Source organism: Terrimonas pollutisoli (assembly GCF_029360765.1).
GTDB classification, from domain to species: Bacteria; Bacteroidota; Bacteroidia; order Chitinophagales; family Chitinophagaceae; genus Terrimonas_B; species Terrimonas_B pollutisoli.
Genome location: NZ_JARKNA010000023.1, coordinates 14,886 through 33,193, shown reverse-complemented (window position 1 = coordinate 33,193; position 18,308 = coordinate 14,886). Strand labels below are relative to the sequence as shown.

General features: G+C 41.6%; 14 protein-coding genes. 10 read left to right on the top strand and 4 right to left on the bottom strand.

Annotation, left to right across the window (positions count from 1 at the left end; all coding sequences use genetic code 11):
• Positions 1-106 precede the first annotated feature (106 nt).
• The 7 genes from P2W73_RS23760 to P2W73_RS23730 all read left to right on the top strand — a co-directional run bounded on the left by P2W73_RS23760 (position 107) and on the right by P2W73_RS23730 (position 9,491).
• The gene (locus P2W73_RS23760) at positions 107-916 is read left to right on the top strand and encodes an SDR family oxidoreductase (protein WP_276504597.1); all 810 of its coding nucleotides are present in this window, start codon (positions 107-109) and stop codon (positions 914-916) included.
• Positions 917-1,003: 87 nt separating this feature from the next.
• Complete coding sequence (locus P2W73_RS23755; RefSeq protein WP_276504596.1) at positions 1,004-1,831, top strand: SAM hydrolase/SAM-dependent halogenase family protein; 828 nt, start codon at positions 1,004-1,006, stop codon at positions 1,829-1,831.
• Between the two features lie 189 nt (positions 1,832-2,020).
• The gene (locus tag P2W73_RS23750; protein ID WP_276504595.1) at positions 2,021-5,548 is read left to right on the top strand and encodes a glycosyltransferase family 117 protein; all 3,528 of its coding nucleotides are present in this window, start codon (positions 2,021-2,023) and stop codon (positions 5,546-5,548) included.
• A gap of 139 nt (positions 5,549-5,687) precedes the next feature.
• Positions 5,688-6,173, top strand: coding sequence for a GerMN domain-containing protein (locus P2W73_RS23745; protein WP_276504594.1), 486 nt, complete (start codon positions 5,688-5,690; stop codon positions 6,171-6,173).
• 209 nt (positions 6,174-6,382) lie between these two features.
• The gene (locus P2W73_RS23740) at positions 6,383-7,480 is read left to right on the top strand and encodes a vWA domain-containing protein (RefSeq protein ID WP_276504593.1); all 1,098 of its coding nucleotides are present in this window, start codon (positions 6,383-6,385) and stop codon (positions 7,478-7,480) included.
• A 45-nt stretch (positions 7,481-7,525) separates the two neighbouring features.
• The gene (locus P2W73_RS23735) at positions 7,526-7,933 is read left to right on the top strand and encodes a GxxExxY protein (RefSeq protein WP_276504592.1); all 408 of its coding nucleotides are present in this window, start codon (positions 7,526-7,528) and stop codon (positions 7,931-7,933) included.
• Positions 7,934-7,958: 25 nt separating this feature from the next.
• Positions 7,959-9,491, top strand: coding sequence for a MoxR family ATPase (locus tag P2W73_RS23730; protein WP_276504591.1), 1,533 nt, complete (start codon positions 7,959-7,961; stop codon positions 9,489-9,491).
• Between the two features lie 119 nt (positions 9,492-9,610).
• Here the strand turns inward: P2W73_RS23730 and murB are convergent, their stop codons facing one another.
• Complete coding sequence (gene murB / locus P2W73_RS23725) at positions 9,611-10,648, bottom strand: UDP-N-acetylmuramate dehydrogenase (RefSeq protein WP_276504590.1); 1,038 nt, start codon at positions 10,646-10,648, stop codon at positions 9,611-9,613.
• 33 nt (positions 10,649-10,681) lie between these two features.
• Between murB and P2W73_RS23720 the strand changes: the two genes are divergently transcribed.
• Positions 10,682-11,356, top strand: a complete 675-nt coding sequence (locus tag P2W73_RS23720; RefSeq protein ID WP_276504589.1) for an NAD(P)H-binding protein — start codon at positions 10,682-10,684, stop codon at positions 11,354-11,356.
• 207 nt (positions 11,357-11,563) lie between these two features.
• On the opposite strand, the gene priA is transcribed toward P2W73_RS23720, so the two are convergent.
• The 3 genes from priA to P2W73_RS23705 form a co-directional block, all read right to left on the bottom strand.
• A complete protein-coding gene (gene priA, locus P2W73_RS23715) occupies positions 11,564-14,092 on the bottom strand; it encodes a replication restart helicase PriA (RefSeq protein WP_276504588.1) in 2,529 nt (842 codons plus the stop codon).
• 225 nt (positions 14,093-14,317) lie between these two features.
• Positions 14,318-15,088, bottom strand: a complete 771-nt coding sequence (locus tag P2W73_RS23710) for a lysophospholipid acyltransferase family protein (RefSeq protein WP_276504587.1) — start codon at positions 15,086-15,088, stop codon at positions 14,318-14,320.
• Positions 15,088-15,546: a DUF4258 domain-containing protein gene (locus P2W73_RS23705; protein WP_276504586.1), complete on the bottom strand. Its 459-nt coding sequence runs from the start codon at positions 15,544-15,546 to the stop codon at positions 15,088-15,090. The genes P2W73_RS23710 and P2W73_RS23705 overlap by 1 nt, the downstream gene beginning before the upstream one ends.
• A 109-nt stretch (positions 15,547-15,655) precedes the next feature.
• Here P2W73_RS23705 and mtaB point away from each other — a divergent pair, with 109 nt between their 5' ends.
• Together mtaB and P2W73_RS23695 are read left to right on the top strand one after the other, a co-directional pair.
• Positions 15,656-16,948, top strand: coding sequence for a tRNA (N(6)-L-threonylcarbamoyladenosine(37)-C(2))-methylthiotransferase MtaB (gene mtaB / locus P2W73_RS23700; RefSeq protein ID WP_276504585.1), 1,293 nt, complete (start codon positions 15,656-15,658; stop codon positions 16,946-16,948).
• 335 nt (positions 16,949-17,283) lie between these two features.
• Entirely contained in the window at positions 17,284-18,003 is a 720-nt protein-coding gene (locus P2W73_RS23695; RefSeq protein ID WP_276504584.1) for an FkbM family methyltransferase, read from the top strand.
• Positions 18,004-18,308 lie beyond the last annotated feature (305 nt).

The window sequence follows — 18,308 nt, the reverse complement described above, 5'->3', positions numbered from 1 at the left end:
CCCAAGGGTCCGCTTCTTAAGCTTGACATGGCCTGGGCTTTTTTAATGTCTTAATACTCACTATACTAAAAATTTGAAGTAGGTTTGCCGCAAATTCAACGTGGATATGTTTTCCTTTTTTAAAGATAAGGTCGTTGTAGTGACGGGTGGAACAGATGGTATTGGAAAGGCCTTGGTTGACGAGCTTTTGCAATCAGGCGCCAAAGTGGCAACTTGTGGCAGGGATCATGATAAATTATACCGGCTGCAATCCAGTTATCCATCCTCTTTTTTACATACGATGGTTGCGGACGTCAGTAGCGAAAATGATTGCCGCCGTTTTATCGAAACTACCATCAAAGTATTTGGCGGCATTGATGTGCTGATTAATAATGCAGGCATTTCAATGAGAGCCTTACTGAAAGACGCTTCAACGGAAGTGACGAGAAAAGTAATGGATATAAATTTCTTCGGTGCTGTCTATTGTACCAAATATGCGTTGAATTCCATTATTGAAAAAAAAGGAATTATCGTTGGCATTTCATCGATAGCCGGATACAGGGGTTTACCGGGCCGGAGTGCTTACTCAGCCAGCAAATATGCACTGCAAGGCTGGTTAGAAGCGATCAAAACAGAATTGTTGCATGACGGTGTACATGTCATGTGGGTCAGCCCGGGCTTTACTACTTCGAACATCCGCAATGCAGCATTGAATAAAGATGCCCAGTCGCATGGCGATACACCGCTGGACGAAGGAAAGCTGATGAGTGCGGACGATTGTGCGAAAAGAATTTTATCAGCCGTGAGTAAAAAGAAACGTTCGCTGGTCATGACCTTCCAGGGCAAGCAAACAGTTTTTCTGAATAAATTTTTTCCCAAATTAGCTGATATATTAACCTATAAATTTTTCTTTAAAAACGGAGAACTTGTAAAATAAGTCGGAAGCCCCGAGTCGGGAGTCTTTTGTCCAGCCCGATCTTTGGTTTGTCCTGACTACCAACTCCGAACTCCCGACTACACAATCATGCCTTTACTTACGCTTACTTCTGATATCGGTCACCAGGATTACCTCGTAGCTGCAATAAAGGCACAGCTATTGCAAATAGACCCGGGTTTTACTATTGTCGACATCTCTCATAGCATTGCTCCTTTCAATTATCCGCAAACCGCCTATATCTGTCGCAGTGCATTTAAAAATTTTCCGGACTACACCTATCATATCATTTTAGTAAACCTTTTTGAGAAAAAACCAGAACAGCTATTGCTGGCCTTTCACAACAATCAATATTATTTATGTGCTGACAACGGGCTGCTAAATATGATCCTCGAAGAAAAACCGGAAATGATCATGGGTATTCCGCTGGAAAAAGCGGCCAATAAAAATACGACCTACTGCGCCGGTATCATGGGAAAAGTGATCAACCAGTTGGCACAGGGCGAATCGATAGTCAACATCGGAACTCCCGATATTAACTATATCGAAAAAAATCATTTGAGACCCCTGCTCGACAACAATTGGATCGAAGGGCAGATCATCTTTATCGACAATTTTGAAAACGTCATCGTCAACATCACCCGTGAGCAATTTGAACAGCAGCGCAAAGGAAGAAGTTTCCGCATTGTTTTTAAAAGAGACGAAGTGATCGACCGCATCAGCGAATCCTATGCGGACGTTCATCCAGGTGAAAAACTGGCCCTCTTTAACAGTGCCGGCTACCTGGAGATCGCCATCAACAAGGGAAATGCCGCGGGTCTCTTTGGTTTGAAAGGTTTTTCAGAGAAAGCCAGCAAGGCAGACGGAATATTGCAAAACCAGCTTTTTTACCAGACTGTGAGGGTATTCTTTGAATAGTTCCAGTAGTTTAAAAAGTTTAAAAGGTTTAATAAGTTAGGAAGGACGTTTTCAGATTTCCCCAACCTCTTAAACCTTTTGAACCTCTTGAACTTGTTAAACCTCTTTTAACCTTTTTCCCCCTATTTTTGCCTCCTTCAATCCCTCGCCTTGCCCGGGGATGACGAAAGAATAAAAATCAAAACTCTTATGAACTTTAGAAAAGTTAATAATCTTACCGGATGGGCCGTGTTTCTTGTTGCAATGGCTACCTACATGCTGACCCGTGAAGCAAGAGGCAGTTTGTGGGATTGCGGTGAATTCGTTGCCAGCGCAGCCAAAATGCAGCTTCCCCACCCTCCCGGCGCACCCGTTTTCGTATTGCTTGGTCGCTTTTTCATCATTTTGTTTGGCGATAATCCAATGACAGCCGCCAATGCGGTGAATTTCATGAGTGCCCTGGCCAGCGCCGCCACTATATTATTTCTTTTCTGGAGTATTACTCACTTTGCCCGCAAAATGTTTGTAGGTGTTGGTGAGGCATTGAGCAGCCAGCAATTATTTACTACCATGGCTGCCGGTGTGGTAGGTGCATTAGCTTATACTTTCAGCGATTCATTTTGGTACAGTGCTGTAGAGGGTGAGGTATACGCTTTGTCTTCCTTCTTTACGGCTATTGTTTTTTGGGCCATGCTGAAATGGGAGCATGCTGATGAACATGCCGGAAATGATTTGCATGCGAAAGCAAGATCTGACCGCTGGATCATTTTCCTTTTTTTCATGATGGGCCTGTCGATTGGTGTTCACTTGTTGAACCTGTTGACCATTCCTGCCATTGTAATGATCTATTATTACCGCCGCTATAAGGCCACTACTAAAAGCGCTATTTACGCTTTCCTGATTGGTTGTGTGATCACGGGCCTGGTGATGGTGGGTGTCATTCAATATTCGATGAAAGCTGCCGGTTTATTTGATGTATTCTTCGTCAATTCATTTAAACTTCCCTTCTTCTCGGGTTTCGCAATTTATTTTATTGCCCTGGCTGCTGTGATTGCATGGGCGTTGACGTTTACCGAAAAAACCGTCAAGAATAAGGTGATCATATTTTTTATCCTGTTCCTCGGATTATCGGCTCTTCCATTTTTTATGGCTACGGGCTCAGGTGGCGCCAAGTTCGCCAAGTTCTTATTGCTGGCCGCCGCAGCAGCTACCGTTGGCTATTTTCTTAAACCCGGCGGCTTGCGGGTGTTGAAATTGAGTTTGTGGTGTTATGCTTTTATGATGCTGGGTTATTTTGTTTATTTCACGGCTCTCATTCGCTCTAACGCCAATCCAGCCATCGATATGAACAATGTCGATAATCCTATCAATCTTGTTTACTACCTGAGCCGTGAACAATATGGTAGTGCGCCGTTGGTATATGGTCCTCATTTTGCCGCCGAAGTTGCCAGAGATGATTCCGGCTACCCGGTGATCAAAGAAGGCGAAATGAAATATGTAAAAGGAACCGACAGTTATATCCCTGTTGGCCCTGCCCGTGAATATGATTATGAAAGTTCGGACAAACAATTATTCCCCCGTGTATGGGATCCAAGCAATGATCAAAACCATGCCTATTTCTATGCGCAATGGCTGGGACTGGGACAGGATCAGCAAACGGGGAAATTTGAGGCGCCAACTTATGCCGACAACCTGGAATGGTTCTTTACTTACCAAAATGGATTGATGTATTGGCGTTATTTCATGTGGAATTTTGCCGGCAAACAAAATGATATCCAGGGAATGGGAAGTGTGAGAGATGGTAACTGGATCAGCGGTATTTCTTTTATTGACAATAAACGCCTGGGCGACCAATCTCAAATGCCTGATAGCATTAAAAACAACAAAGCACATAACAAGCTTTATATGCTGCCATTTATCCTGGGCATAATTGGTTGTGTATATCAATACCTGAAAAACAGGAAAGACTGGATTGTTAGCTTCTTGTTATTCTTCTTTACAGGTATTGCCGTTGTGCTGTATCTCAATCAACCCGGCAACCAGCCGAGGGAACGTGACTACGCCTATGTAGGTTCCTTCTATGCTTTTGCCATCTGGATAGGATTGGCGGTTGTTGCTTTGGTAAGATTGGCAAGAGAAAAAGCAGATAAAATAACTTTTCAGAATATGTTGGTGTATGGTTCTGCGCTGACGTTCTTTATAATATTAATGAGTGCATTGCGCGGATCATTCAGCACTACTTTACTGACCTGCATTTTTATTACAGCATTGTACGCAGTATTGATGATGGGCATAACCTATCTCGTCAGGGCCATTTCATCGGGTGGCAGCAATTGGAATATGGCGAATATATCCACGTCTATTCTTTGTCTTTTTGTCCCCTTAATCATGGCCCAGCAGGAATGGGATGACCACGATCGCAGCAGTAAATTGCTGGCCCCGGATTTGGCCAAAGATTACCTGGAAAGCTGTGCGCCTAATGCAATCATCTTCACATTTGGCGATAACGATACTTATCCCCTATGGTATGCGCAGGAAGTGGAAAATGTGCGTCCGGATATCCGCATCATTAATACAAGCCTGCTAGGCATCGACTGGTATATCAACCAACTCCGTCGTAAAGTAAATGATGCAGATTCTGTTGATGTCATCTGGACACCCGAGCAAATCGAAGGACACAACCGCGAATATGTTCGTTATCGTGCCAAAGGTGATCAAGCCACTTTCTATGATTTGTACAGTATCATGAAACAGGAGTTAGGCCGAAAAGCTCTTGATCCTGAAACCGGCAGGGATGTTGGTGAGTCCGTGTTCCCTGTATCCCGGTTGGGCGTTCCGGTGGATGCTGCCGTTGTAAGGGCCAATAAAACAGTAAACCCAGAAGACAGCATCGTATCACCGATGATTTTTGAAATACCAAAAAATAAATTGGATGCCGGGCTTTCACGCAGTGATTTAATGGTGTTAAATATCATTGCGGCCAATAAATGGAACAGGCCAATTTATTTCACTTCTCCATATGGCGAGCTTGGTTTTTCGCAATACCTCCGTAAGGATGGATTGTCTTATCGCCTCGTGCCGATCAGGAATAAATTCCCGCAAGGAAACTGGGCTTTGGAGCAATCTCTTCGTCAAATGCAATTAGGCGGCTCGCAGGTGCGGGATAATAATGACATGGTGATGTACAAAAACCTGATGGAGAAATTTGGTTTTGGCAATGCAGACAAAAAAGGTGTTTATTTCGATGAAGAAAACCGTCGTCATTTATTAAACATCCGTGCAGTGTACGCCGAAGCTGCCGGTAACCTGGCTGACGAGGGCAAGAAAGATGAAGCGCAGAAGTTATTGGACAGGGTTGAAAAAGGAATTGATACCGACAATCTGCCTTATGCAATGGTAAGCCGTTTCAGCAGTCATAATCAAACAGGTTTATTATATCTTGAATCTGCTTACAAGGCTGGCAAAACTGACCTGGCCGAAAAAGTGCGAACAGCGATGCGCAAAGATTTGGAACAACAGAAAAAGTACTACGATTACCTTAAGAACAACCGGCCGGAATTGTTTGGTGGTACACTGGAAGGAACTGAAGTCTATTTCAATGAAGCAATGTTGTTAGCACTGGATGCGATAGAAAAAAAATACGCTACCCAGGGACAAACGCAAACGCCTAACGAAAGTGGCGGCACTATTATCAATACCGCAAAAGATAGTGCAACCGGGAAAGACAGTACCAAATAAAAATAAGATTGTTATCATTTGAGAATAAATCCCGCCGGTGAGCGGGATTTATTTTTGAGGGTCATTGATCGTTCGGGTTTTTAACTTTCCTTACTGAAGCTGATACCGGCAGTTTGCGCCTTGTTTACTAGCTTAGCCTATGCGAAACATTTTATTATATACAGGTATTGTCTTCCTGATAGCCTGTAATAATGAAGGTTCTGAAAAAGAAATTCCATCAGATACCGTAATCGTAGCGGAAGAAACGCCGGCATCAGCACCGGACAGGTTACTCTGGGTTTCAGATTATGACACCGTGAAAAACCAGTTTTATCTGAAACAGCAACGCACAGTAAATGCCGATACACTCACGGCTGCCAGCCTGATCAATGATCTGAATGCAGCCTGGGAAAATGTAAAACTTGTTTTCGTAAAAACTTCCAACGACACTTTATATGTTGCTATACCTGACAGCAAATATCTTGGCCAGCAAATGGGAAGCGCAGGAGCGCAGGCTTATATGGCCTCCACCACTTATAGCCTTACAGAACTGAAAGGGATTCGGTATGTCAATTACGACATGCCATCAGGCGATCATATTTCAGCGGGCACATTCAGCCGCAAAGATTTTGAAAACTATCGCTAACAAATTTTGTTATAACTTATAAACATTCCCGTTTTATAAGTATTTCATTCCGTTTGCTATAGTAAGCACTGCCCACGTTTTCAAAGCTGTCAAAGACCGCTCAAAAAACAAGCTGGCATTATTATCGTAAATTGTATGGGTCGACGGTATTAATCATTATTTCATTTTTAATTCCGGCTTCACGCAGGAAAAAAATCAAATTACCAAACATGAGAGGTTTTCATTTTACCAGGTTTGATCCGAATGAAGACGGCAAGACCCGCTTTGATCAATTGCTGGATCTTTTCATGCAATTGCTTACCTATACCAGTGGAGATGTGAGCGAAGCCTTGCAATGGCTCAATGAATTAAACAACAAATATGAGCTCACGGACAACGAATATGGCATAGGAGATTTTTTAGATGAGCTAAAAGAAAAAGGATACATCACGGAAGATAACCAGCGTGGCGAGATCAGGATCACCCCAAAGACAGAACAAGGCATCCGCAAAAGAAGCCTGGAAGAAATATTTGGTAAGTTGAAGAAGACCAAACAGGGAGATCACCATAGCTTCAAACCCGGTCAGGGTGATGAACAAAATCCGGAGACCAGGCAGTTCCAGTTCGGCGATATGATTGAACAAATTGATTTTACAGAGTCTATTCGTAATGCACAGATCAATCACGGCCTGGATAGTTTTCGTTTACAGGAAGATGACCTGAGCATCAGGGAAACCGACTTTAAAGCACAGACTTCGACTGTGCTGATGATCGACATTTCACACTCTATGATCCTGTACGGAGAAGACAGGATCACCCCGGCCAAAAAAGTGGCGATGGCATTAAGTGAGCTGATACAAACAAAATATCCCAAGGACACACTGGACATAGTCGTATTCGGAAACGATGCCTGGCCTATCGAAGTAAAAGATCTTCCCTACCTGCAGGTAGGCCCTTATCATACTAATACCGTTGCCGGGTTGGAACTGGCAATGGACATTTTGCGCAGAAGGAAAAATCCCAATAAACAAATTTTCATGATCACTGATGGTAAGCCTACTTGCCTGAAGATCGGGAAACGTTATTATAAAAATAGTTTTGGCCTTGACAGGAAAGTAGTGAACCGTTGCATGAACCTGGCTGCACAATGCAAAAAACTTAAGATCCCGATCACTACATTTATGATTGCAACGGATCCCTATTTGCAACGCTTTGTCCAGGAGTTCACCGAAATGAATCATGGCAAGGCCTATTTCGCATCATTGGATAAGTTGGGAGCCTTTATATTTAAAGATTTTGAAAGCGGCAAAAGGAAAACGGTGTATTAGTCGGAACCATGATTTGGGGAGATTTAAAAGATTAAAAGGAGAAGAATGGCGGATTATAAGTTTAAAGAAATAACAGAAAAGATCATTGGTTCGTCAATGAAGGTTCATGCAGCTTTGGGAAATGGATTTCAGGAAGTCATTTACCAAAGAGCCTTAGAAATAGAAATGCAGGAAGCCGTGCTGCATTTTGAAAGAGAAATGAATATGCCGGTATTTTACAAAGGACGGCAAATTGGAGAAAGAAGAGTTGATTTTTTTGTGGAAGGAAAAATAATGGTTGAATTAAAAGCCGTCATTAGCCTGGAAAACGTACATCTTGCCCAGGCCAAAAATTACCTTGAAGCATACAACATGCAAATTGGTCTCCTGATAAATTTTGGAAGCATCAGTCTGCAGTTTAAAAGACTGGAAAATCAAAAGTTTACCACTCACAATTTTCCTATTAATCAATAAATCCACCCAAATCTTGGTTCAGACTATGGATATAAATAAAATAAAAACACTTGGCGAATTAAAAAAAAGCGGCTATCGCCCAAAAAGTATCAAGGAAGAAATAAGACAAAACCTGATTGCAAAACTGCAGAGACAGGAAACTACGTTTGACGGAATTGTCGGTTACGAGGACAGCGTGATTCCCGATGTGGAAAGAGCTTTGCTGAGTAAGCATAACATTTTATTCCTGGGCTTACGTGGACAAGCTAAAACAAGAATGGCCCGTCAAATGACCCAGCTATTGGACGAATATGTACCAAGCATTGCCGGTAGTGAGATCAATGATGACCCCATCAATCCGGTGTCAAAATTTTCACAGGAACAAATTGCGACTTACGGAGATGACACGCCTATTCACTGGATACACCGAAGCGAACGTTATGGTGAAAAACTGGCGACACCAGATGTAAGCGTAGCGGATCTTATTGGCGATATCGATCCGATAAAGGCGGCAAACCTGAAGCTAAGCTTCGCAGATGAAAAAGTAATTCACTACGGCATCATCCCAAGAAGTAACCGCAGCATTTTTGTGATTAATGAACTGCCGGACCTGCAAGCCCGGATACAGGTGGCGCTATTTAATATCTTAGAAGAAGGTGACGTGCAAATAAGAGGATTTAAATTGCGATTACCGCTTGATATTTTATTTGTGTTCACAGCCAACCCTGAAGATTACACTAACAGGGGGGCGATTGTAACACCACTAAAAGACAGAATCGAAAGCCAGATACTGACGCATTATCCCAAGTCGCTGGAACATGCCCTGGAAATTACTGAACAGGAAGCTACGATCAGCGACGAGCAAAAAAGCAAGGTAAAAGTGAGCGATCTTGTAAAGCGATTGATCGAACAAGTAGCTTTCGAAGCAAGAGGAAGCGAATTCGTGGATAAAAAGAGTGGCGTAAGTGCAAGGCTGACTATTGCCGCATTTGAAAATGCAGTTAGTGCTGCCGAACGCAGAGCCATTATCAATAATGAAAAACAAACACAGGTGTGGGTGGCCGACCTTGCCGGCATTATCCCGGCAATAACGGGTAAAGTTGAATTGGTTTACGAAGGAGAACAAGAAGGTCCCTACCAGGTAGCCATGAATTTGGTGGATAAAGCCATTCGCACCCAGTTCATACAGTATTTTCCTAACCCCGAAACGCTTAAGAAACGAAAAGCAACCGGTAAACCTTCGCAGCAAGTCAAAGAAGATGATAATCCATACCGGGCTATCATCAGTTGGTTTGATAAAGGCAATCACCTGAATGTTTCATTCAATACAAGCGATAAAGACAAAACAGTGTTGCTTTACCAGGTAGACGGTCTGCATGCACTGGTAAGAAAATATTTTGGCAATGCCAATGATACCGAAACCGCTTTCCTGATGGAATTTGTATTACATGGCCTGGCTTCTTATTCACTGATCAGTAAAAAAATATTCGAAACAAAGATCGAATTCAAAGACCTGATGGGAAGTATGATGAATTTCGATAGCAAAGATTATGAAGAGGAGTTTGATGAGGAAGCTTAATTAATCGGGTTCACGAAGAACTCCAAACTTACACAAAGGACACGAAGTTTATACTGCTTTGTGTCCTTCGTGTTTTCTTAGTGACCGCTGTGTTACATTTTTATCATTTTGAAATTCTTTTATATAATATTCACTTCACGTTCCAGAACCACGCCAAATTTGTTCACTACGCTATCAACAATTTTTTCACTTAACGCATATATCTCACTTCCTTTTGCATTATCATAGTTGACTAAAACAAGTGCCTGCCTTGCATGCACGCCGGCATCACCATCCCGGAAACCCTTCCAGCCACATTGCTCGATTAACCATCCCGCAGCCAGTTTCACAGAGCCATCCGCGTTTTCATATCCTACAATTAAAGGAAATTCAGATTGGAGTGCAAGGAATTTTTCTTTTGCAACAGATGGATTCTTAAAAAAACTGCCGGCATTACCTATTTCTTTCGGATCAGGTAATTTGGAGGAGCGAATATTGATCACTGCCTGGGAAACATTCTTTATATTAACCTCATTAACGCCCATCTTCGCCAGTTCCTGTTCGATGGCACCATAGCTTGTATTAATCGTTGGTTTTTTGCTCAGCCGGTAAGTAACATCGGCAATGACGAATTGATCCTTATATTTTCGTTTAAATACACTCTCCCGGTAGCCGAACTCACAATCTTTTAATTTGAATAGGTAATTTCCTTTTTCCTGCAGGTGAAAGGCTGTTAACTCATGAAATACATCTTTGATCTCGGCCCCATAAGCCCCAATGTTTTGCATGGGTGACGCCCCAACGCATCCCGGGATCAGCGATAAGTTTTCCAGGCCGCCCCAGTTATTTTCAATACAATGCAAAACAACCTGGTGCCAGTTCTCCCCTGCCCCGCACTTTATGTAAACAAATTCTTCATCTTCGGAAATCTTTTCTATTCCATTGATCTCATTTTTCAACACAGCACCGTCAAAATCTTTCGTAAACAAAATATTGCTTCCGCCTCCCAGTATAAGGTTTGAGGTTTGAGGTTTTTGCTTCGTTCCCCGCAATGACGGGTTCGAGGTTAATAGATTCTGTAGTTCCTCCAGCGAATGAAAGCTGGCAAAATACCTGGCCGCCGCTTCGATCCCAAATGTATTATATGACTTCAACGAAAAATTTTCCTGAAATTGCATAGACATAAATTGAGCAAGTATACTGCAAAAATCATGAGCGAAAAAATAGCTACAATAATCGGTGCTACCGGAATGATCGGGAATTATCTATTAGAAGAAATATTGGCCGACGATTATTTTGATATCGCCAGGGTCATTGTACGGAGACCTTATGAAAAAAAACATCCAAAACTGGAAGTAAAACTGGTGGACTTTTCAGACACAGAATCATTGAAGCTGGCGCTGGATGGAAGTGATGCTGTTTTTTCCTGTATTGGCACCACTCAAAAAAATGTAAAAGGCAATCATAGTCTTTACCGGCAAATTGACTTTGATATCCCGTTAAAAGCTGCAAGGCTCTGCAAGGAATTGGGCTGTGAAAAATTTATTCTTGTATCCGCAGTCGGCGCTAATCATCACAGTAATACATTTTACCTGAAACTAAAGGGCGAATTGGAAAATGCGATCCGCCAAACCGAATTACGTTCAATACATATTATGCAACCATCCCAATTGCTGGGAGAGAGAAAGGAAAAGCGTACCGGCGAAAGTATCCTCCAGGGATCAATGAAAACCTTATCAGGAATATTTGTTGGCTCACTCCGAAAATACAGGGCTATACATGGCAAGACGGTTGCGAAAGCGATGCTAAATGCTGCGAAAAAAAATGAAGAAGGTTTTTACAGGTATACTTATGATGGGATAAAGGAAGTAGCGGAGATGGATTAGACTAAGCTTCTCCCGGCCTCATCCCTCTTATCCCTTCTCCAAAAGAGAAGGGACGGCGCTGCATTACTAATCCAATCTTCATCACTACCACATCAGCTTTGTATCTCTGTTCTGCATTTTCGAGGACTCGAATTCTTGCGGAGTCTTCGAAAACCGAGGGCTGTGCATAGATGGCCTCCTCTTTGGGAGGAGGTCGGGAGGAGGCCCCTAAATCACATCGACGTCCGGCACAATTCCTACACTTTTATATCTTTTTTCATTGTGCAAAAGAGCTGTCTGCTCCAGCAAATCCTTTTTGCAATTAATCAAAAGATTTTTATCCTTCGGTAATTTTAATAGCAGTTCCATCAGGTATTGATTACGGATGCGGCCAACAACAGGTTCCGCCGGACCTACCAGGTAGTTACCGTATTTATTTTTTAGTGCATTGGCAAAATGATGCGCTGCCCCCTCCACAACTTCTTTTATCTTGTGTTTAAACGAAAGATGGATGATCCGGGAAAACGGCGGATAAAAAAATTGTTTTCTTTTTTCCAACTCGTCCGCATACATTTTTTTGTAATCATGCTGTTGCACATATTGCAAAACCGGATGATGTGGTTGCGATGTTTGGATCAACACTTTCCCGGTAACATGCTTTTCTCCCATTAGGCCTGGTTTTCTGCCAGCCCTGCCGCTTACCTGCTCCATCAACTGAAACCCTCTTTCATTTACCCTGAAATCAGCAAAATGTAACAATCCATCTGCATCCAGTATTCCCACCAGGTCTACATTATCGAAGTCAAGCCCTTTTACCACCATTTGCGTACCGGCTAAAATATCAATACGGCGCTGCTCGAACTGTTGTATCAATACATCGTGGGCGTTTTTTCCCCTTACCGTATCGATATCCATCCTGGCCACCTTTGCCTTTGGGAAAGTTTCTTGTAACAGCTCTTCAATTTTTTCCGTTCCAAAATTTCTTTCTTTAAAACTATGGCTGCCGCAGGCAGCGCAGGTAATCACCGGTGCGTAGGTGGTGCCGCAGTAATGACAGAGTAACTTATTGGAAAACTTATGGAAAGTCAGTGACACATCACAGTATTTGCATTGAGGCACCCATCCGCACACCGTGCAGATCTGGTAAGGTGTATAGCCGCGCCGGTTTTGAAAAAGTATCACCTGCTTGTTACGGTCAAGCACCTGTTGTATTGCCGCAACCAGGTGAGGCGAAAGCATCACTTTGGACCGGTCCTTTTGCTCAATCTTTTTTGTATCCACTACTTCTACATTTGGCATTTCTACCTCACCGTAACGAACCATCAATTCAACAAGGCCATACTTTCCTTTTTGAGCATTATAATATGACTCAAGCGATGGAGTGGCGCTTCCCAATACTACATTTGCGTTGAACAAAGAAGCAAAATAGATGGCTGCATCCCGGCCATTATATCGTGGGGCTGGCTCCTGCTGTTTGTAGGAGGAATCATGTTCTTCATCACATATGATCAAACCCAGGTTAGTGTAGGGCAAGAAAAGAGAAGACCTTGCTCCTAGTACTATTTTTAATTCACCGCTCTTTACCTTATTCCATATCTCTACCCGCTCATTTTGCGAAAATTTGGAATGATAAATACCGATGAAGCCACCAAAATGTTTTTGCAACCGCCGGATTATCTGCGAGGTTAATGCAATCTCCGGCAACATATACAAAACCTGTTGCCCCCTCCTTATATATTGTTCGATAAGTTTTATGTAAATATTTGTTTTGCCGCTGGATGTAACACCATGCAACAAGCAAACAGGTTTGGTAACAAAAGTTTCCTGAATTTCTGCTAACGCTTTTTGCTGTGGTGCTGATAAATCAAAATCGACCTTAACGTCTTTTGGTAGAAACTGGAGCCGGTCTACATTTCTTTTTTCTGTCCACAGTATTTTCTTGTCAACCAACCCTTTTAGCTGTGCATCCGTTGCTCCTGATTTTTTTAGCAGCTCTGTTTTTGTTACTTCACCTTCGGTCTTTACAAGGTACAAATAGCTCAACAACAATTCCATTTGCTTCTCTGCTCGTTGTAGTTTCTTATCCTCATTCAACAGCTTAGCCAACTCTTCCTCATTGTCGTATTGATGATTCAATAAAACATAGGTTTCTTTTTTGGGTGCATAAGTTTGTTTTAATGCTTCCCACACATAACAAACTTTTTTATGGATCAGCCGGTTGATAACAGGATAGACATGAGACGAGTCCAATATTTGTTGAACTTCCGGCAGCTTTAATTCCTTTTTTATCAGTAAGGCTTCCCCAACCAGGTACTCATCATGATCAAGAGCAGAAAAATCATCGCCATACTCTTCGTTGTAAACAAGGATTGTCTCACTCGACAATTTAAAGTGCGCAGGCAAAGCAGCGGCCATTACTTCCCCTTCACTGCACATGTAGTAAGAGGCCAGCCATTCCCAGAGGTTCAACTGTTGATCAAAGACAACAGGTTCCGCATCCAATACATTTAAAATGGGCTTCGGCTCAAAAAAATCAGGCTTTTGATTGTGAATGGCTTTAACAACACCTGCATATTTCTTATTCTTTCCCAAATTCACTTCTACCCGGCATCCCACTTTGACACTTTCGACCAAATTAACCGGAATCGCCCAGGTAAATGTTTTTGGTAATGCAAGCGGTATGATAACCTCCGCATAGTGTTCACGATTACTTCCGAATGTATTTGTTTCTCCCGTATTGTTGGTCACTACTGCCATGAGGGTTTAAAGATAACTAGTGTTATGTTAATCATAAACTGACATATCCCACAAAAGAGGCAGAGAGGTTCGCACACTGCCTTATCACTAGAAAAACTATTGAATTATTTTTTTTCACAGTGTCTCAGTGTCTCTGTGCCCCGGTGGTTCAAAACAATTCTTGTCGGTAGAAAATTATGGAACACAGTGACACGGCGACACAGGGGCACAGATGCTCAAATCCAATTAAACGTGTTTCTCTTTTATCCATGCTGCTTTGTATTCGATCAATTTCTTTTCCATTGTTGCATACACTTTTTGTTTTAACGACTGAACATCTCCAGCCTTTAACCCGGCTACTGGTATTTCATCCAGGTAAATGATCCTGCACTTTCCGGGTGTCATTGAAAAAATGCTGTTGTAATGCATCCTGCTGTAAGTGTCTAAAAACAAAACAGGCTTAACGGGAGTTTGTGTTTCGATGGCCACTCTAAAGGCACCATCATAAAATTCTTTTAAAGGTTTATTGGTCATATTGAATGTTCCTTCGGGAAAGACAACCACCGAAATACCTTTTGAAATGATAGACTTTAGTATAAGGATACTGGCAGCCCGGTTTTCGATACTGCTTCTATCGACCGCAACGATACCCTTTTTATAAATAAATCCAAACAACGGTACTTTACTCATCTCTACTTTACCCAATGGACGAACAGGTTGACGATAGGCCTTTACCAGCACCGCCGAATCGATATAGGAAATATGATTGGTTACAAAAACATATGGCTTCAACTTATTATGCGGCGCCTCGTAGATCTTTTTATGAAAAATAAAGATGAGTGGAAACCAGATATCCGCCCACAATGAACAAAGACGCAAAATCATATTACCACCTTTTATTCTTCCAAAAAAACTCGATGCAATCACAAACGGGAAAATCAATAGCATGATCGCTACAAAAAGAATATGTGCGTAAAAACTATACAACCATTGAAGTGGTTTCAGTAGCCAGGCCATTATTTCCCGTTTTTAGATGAGTGTTCATTACCCGGGCAATGGCACTCCCAATCTGTATCCAGATCAATGCTCGTAATCACTTTTGTTTTGAAGTCGCATTGAGCAAATACAATGCGAACCCTTTGATTGTCTTTGGTAATTCCTTCCAAAGCATAAGTTGGACATGGCTTGTCTTTTACATCTGATTTAGCGTAATTGATTTTCCCATCCCGCATTATTTCCTCCACCTCGGCCTGGGTAATGCGGCGGCATTCCATTCTGCATTTGGCATGCCGGGTGTACTCAATAAAAGAAACCCGCCTGTCAAAACCACGGTTACGATTGATGGCTTCAACTCTCTCTTTTTTATCCCGGGTAGTTGTGGGATCAGCCGTCTCATCTCGTTGGTATCTCTTTACAAAAAAAAGAACAACGGCCAGAACGAGGATAATAAGATAGGGTATCCATTTTTTATTCACCGCAGTAATTTTTACAAATTAAAAGTAATTCCATGATTGTCAACAACTGGTTCATCATAATCCTTTTAAATCCATCAAATCGGGGTTCTGGCTTATCTTTGCGGCCACTATGGCAGAATCGAGGACTGTAGCGTTTCATACACTGGGTTGTAAACTCAATTTTTCGGAAACTTCTTCCCTTTCAAGGCTTCTTGAAAACGAAGGTTTTGAGAAAAAAGAGTTTGATGACATGGCCGATGTGTATGTAATCAATACTTGTTCTGTTACCGAAAATGCAGATAAGGAATGCCGCCACCTCGTTCGCCGTATTCAACGCAAGTCGCCAGAAAGTTTAGTAGTAATTACCGGTTGCTATGCACAATTAAAACCTAAAGAAATAGCCGAAATTCCAGGAGTTGACCTGGTGCTGGGCGCCGCTGAAAAATTCAATATTGCACAACATATTCGTGAGCTCAGCAAAGGAGATTCTGCGAAAATCTGTAGCTGCGATATAGAAGACGTGTCCGGCTTTCATTCTTCATGGTCTGTCAACGACCGTACACGAACTTTTTTAAAAGTGCAGGATGGATGCGATTATAACTGCTCTTTTTGCACCATTCCCATGGCGAGAGGGAAAAGCCGGAGCGATAGTATAAGCAATGTAATAAAAAGTGCAGAAGAACTCGCTACGGGTGGAACAAAAGAAATAGTGTTGACGGGTATTAATCTTGGCGACTTTGGAAAGGGGCCCGATGGTGCCGGGTCAACAATAGGAATTAATAGCAGGCCGGAAAATTTTTATTCACTAATTCAGGAATTGGAAAAAGTGGAAGGGATCGAACGATACCGCATTTCCTCTATCGAGCCCAACCTGCTTACCAACGAGATCATTGAATTTGTAGCCAACAGCAACAAGTTTATGCCGCATTTTCATATTCCTCTGCAAAGCGGCAGCAACACTATTTTGGGCATGATGCGTCGAAGATACAAGAGAGAGTTGTACGCTGACCGGGTAAAACTGATCAAGACCTTAATGCCGCATTGTGCAATCGGCGTCGATGTGATCGTAGGATTTCCCGGCGAGACGGAGGAGTATTTCAAAGAAACATTTGATTTTCTCCATGCGCTGGATATCTCTTACCTGCATGTATTTACTTATTCCGAAAGAGATAACACTCATGCGCTGACATTAAAGCCGGTGGTGCCGGTCAACATTCGTCATGAAAGAAACAAGACTCTGCGCAACCTGTCTTATATGAAAATGCAATACTTCACAGAGCAGCATGCCGGACAAGTGCGTAAGGTGTTGTTTGAAAAAAATGGAAAAGGCGAAATGATGGAAGGCTACACCGACAATTATATCCGCATTACCACTCCCTACCGGGAAGAATGGAGAAATAAAATTATCGGGTGGAAGTTGTAAGAAATTTACACCCCTTAAATTGAATAATCATTCTTTAATTTCAACAAAAAACCACCTAAGGAAAACAGGTGTTAACACCTATTCTCTACTTAAAACGACGTTTATTAGCATCAAAAAACGTTCGGAGCAAATTAAATTTCATAAAAATTTTGACAAGCTCATCTAAAGTATCTACTTTAATGTGCCATACCTAAGCTGTAAACACTGAAAATTTTACAAGCTAATTTTCCTAACACATATTAGTACTCGTAGTCTGAAAATGGAATACATTTTCTCTATAGTATAATTTTTTAGCAGGAAGCTATTATAACCGGAACAAAACAACCAAAGCAATTATGCTAACTAAAATAAAAGTCACCATTAAGGTTTTACTTTCACGTATAACCGGAAATTCAAGTCATTTAAAAAAAGGTGTAACCTGTAACAAAGTTTGGTACGGAAACACCTATGGAGGGTTTTACATTTGTCCTGATTTTTTGAATGAAAAAACAATCGTGTATTCATTTGGAATAGGAGAAGATATTTCATTTGACCTTGACATTGCGAAAAAACATAATTGCCGGATTTTCGGGTTCGACCCAACTCCAAAGTCAATAACATGGATGACAAAACAAAGCTTACCGCAAACTTTTCAATTTTTTGATTTTGGGCTAAGCAATAAAAGCGGGCCGGTGGATTTTTTCCTTCCTAAAAAAAACGAATATGTTTCCGGCAGCGTGATTATGCAGGATAATTTGAATGCAAAAGAAAAAATAACGGTTAACATGAAAACGTTAGCTCAAATAATGAGTGAGTTGGGGCATCAACATTTGGACGTATTAAAAATGGATATTGAAGGAGCCGAATATAATGCGATAGATGATATTTTAAACGACCAGATGTCAATAACTCAAATATTAATAGAGTTTCACGATAGATTTTTCCATGAAGAGGGAAAGCTTAAAACTAAACAGGCTATTGAAAAGTTAAAAAGTAAAGGATATGAAATATTTGCTGTATCAGATTCCATGGAAGAAATCTCCTTTATTAACAAAAAAGCCTTTTTACCTTCATAAACCATGCAGAAGTTATTTTCCTACAAAAAAATAACTTCTGGCATCTCATTGAAAGTCAAGCCAGGCAACGCTTCATTACCCCTGTATTAACAAAAAAATATTTCTGGGAAAATTTTTACGAAAACCCTTGAAAAAACCTCTGATAGTGCATATTTTCACATTCAGTTTTAAAGAGTTTTGACCGTAACCCATGGAAATTTACTTTAAACGTTTTCTCCACTCCCTTGTTAAGGTTGGAAAAAATCAAAGGAATAAATCTTCGAAAGTTACTATTCCGGTCAAAAATGAATGTCAGGCGAATCTAT

Excerpts from the sequence above, each read along its gene's own strand:
- mtaB (WP_276504585.1), top strand. The coding sequence starts at position 15,656 with ATGGCAGAATCGAGGACTGTAGCGTTTCATACACTGGGTTGTAAACTC.
- P2W73_RS23735 (WP_276504592.1), top strand. The coding sequence starts at position 7,526 with ATGGCGGATTATAAGTTTAAAGAAATAACAGAAAAGATCATTGGTTCG.
- P2W73_RS23720 (WP_276504589.1), top strand. The coding sequence starts at position 10,682 with ATGAGCGAAAAAATAGCTACAATAATCGGTGCTACCGGAATGATCGGG.
- P2W73_RS23755 (WP_276504596.1), top strand. The coding sequence starts at position 1,004 with ATGCCTTTACTTACGCTTACTTCTGATATCGGTCACCAGGATTACCTC.
- priA (WP_276504588.1), bottom strand. The coding sequence starts at position 14,092 with ATGGCAGTAGTGACCAACAATACGGGAGAAACAAATACATTCGGAAGT.
- P2W73_RS23750 (WP_276504595.1), top strand. The coding sequence starts at position 2,021 with ATGAACTTTAGAAAAGTTAATAATCTTACCGGATGGGCCGTGTTTCTT.
- murB (WP_276504590.1), bottom strand. The coding sequence starts at position 10,648 with ATGCAATTTCAGGAAAATTTTTCGTTGAAGTCATATAATACATTTGGG.
- P2W73_RS23760 (WP_276504597.1), top strand. The coding sequence starts at position 107 with ATGTTTTCCTTTTTTAAAGATAAGGTCGTTGTAGTGACGGGTGGAACA.
- P2W73_RS23710 (WP_276504587.1), bottom strand. The coding sequence starts at position 15,088 with ATGGCCTGGCTACTGAAACCACTTCAATGGTTGTATAGTTTTTACGCA.
- P2W73_RS23740 (WP_276504593.1), top strand. The coding sequence starts at position 6,383 with ATGAGAGGTTTTCATTTTACCAGGTTTGATCCGAATGAAGACGGCAAG.
- P2W73_RS23730 (WP_276504591.1), top strand. The coding sequence starts at position 7,959 with ATGGATATAAATAAAATAAAAACACTTGGCGAATTAAAAAAAAGCGGC.
- P2W73_RS23745 (WP_276504594.1), top strand. The coding sequence starts at position 5,688 with ATGCGAAACATTTTATTATATACAGGTATTGTCTTCCTGATAGCCTGT.
- P2W73_RS23695 (WP_276504584.1), top strand. The coding sequence starts at position 17,284 with ATGCTAACTAAAATAAAAGTCACCATTAAGGTTTTACTTTCACGTATA.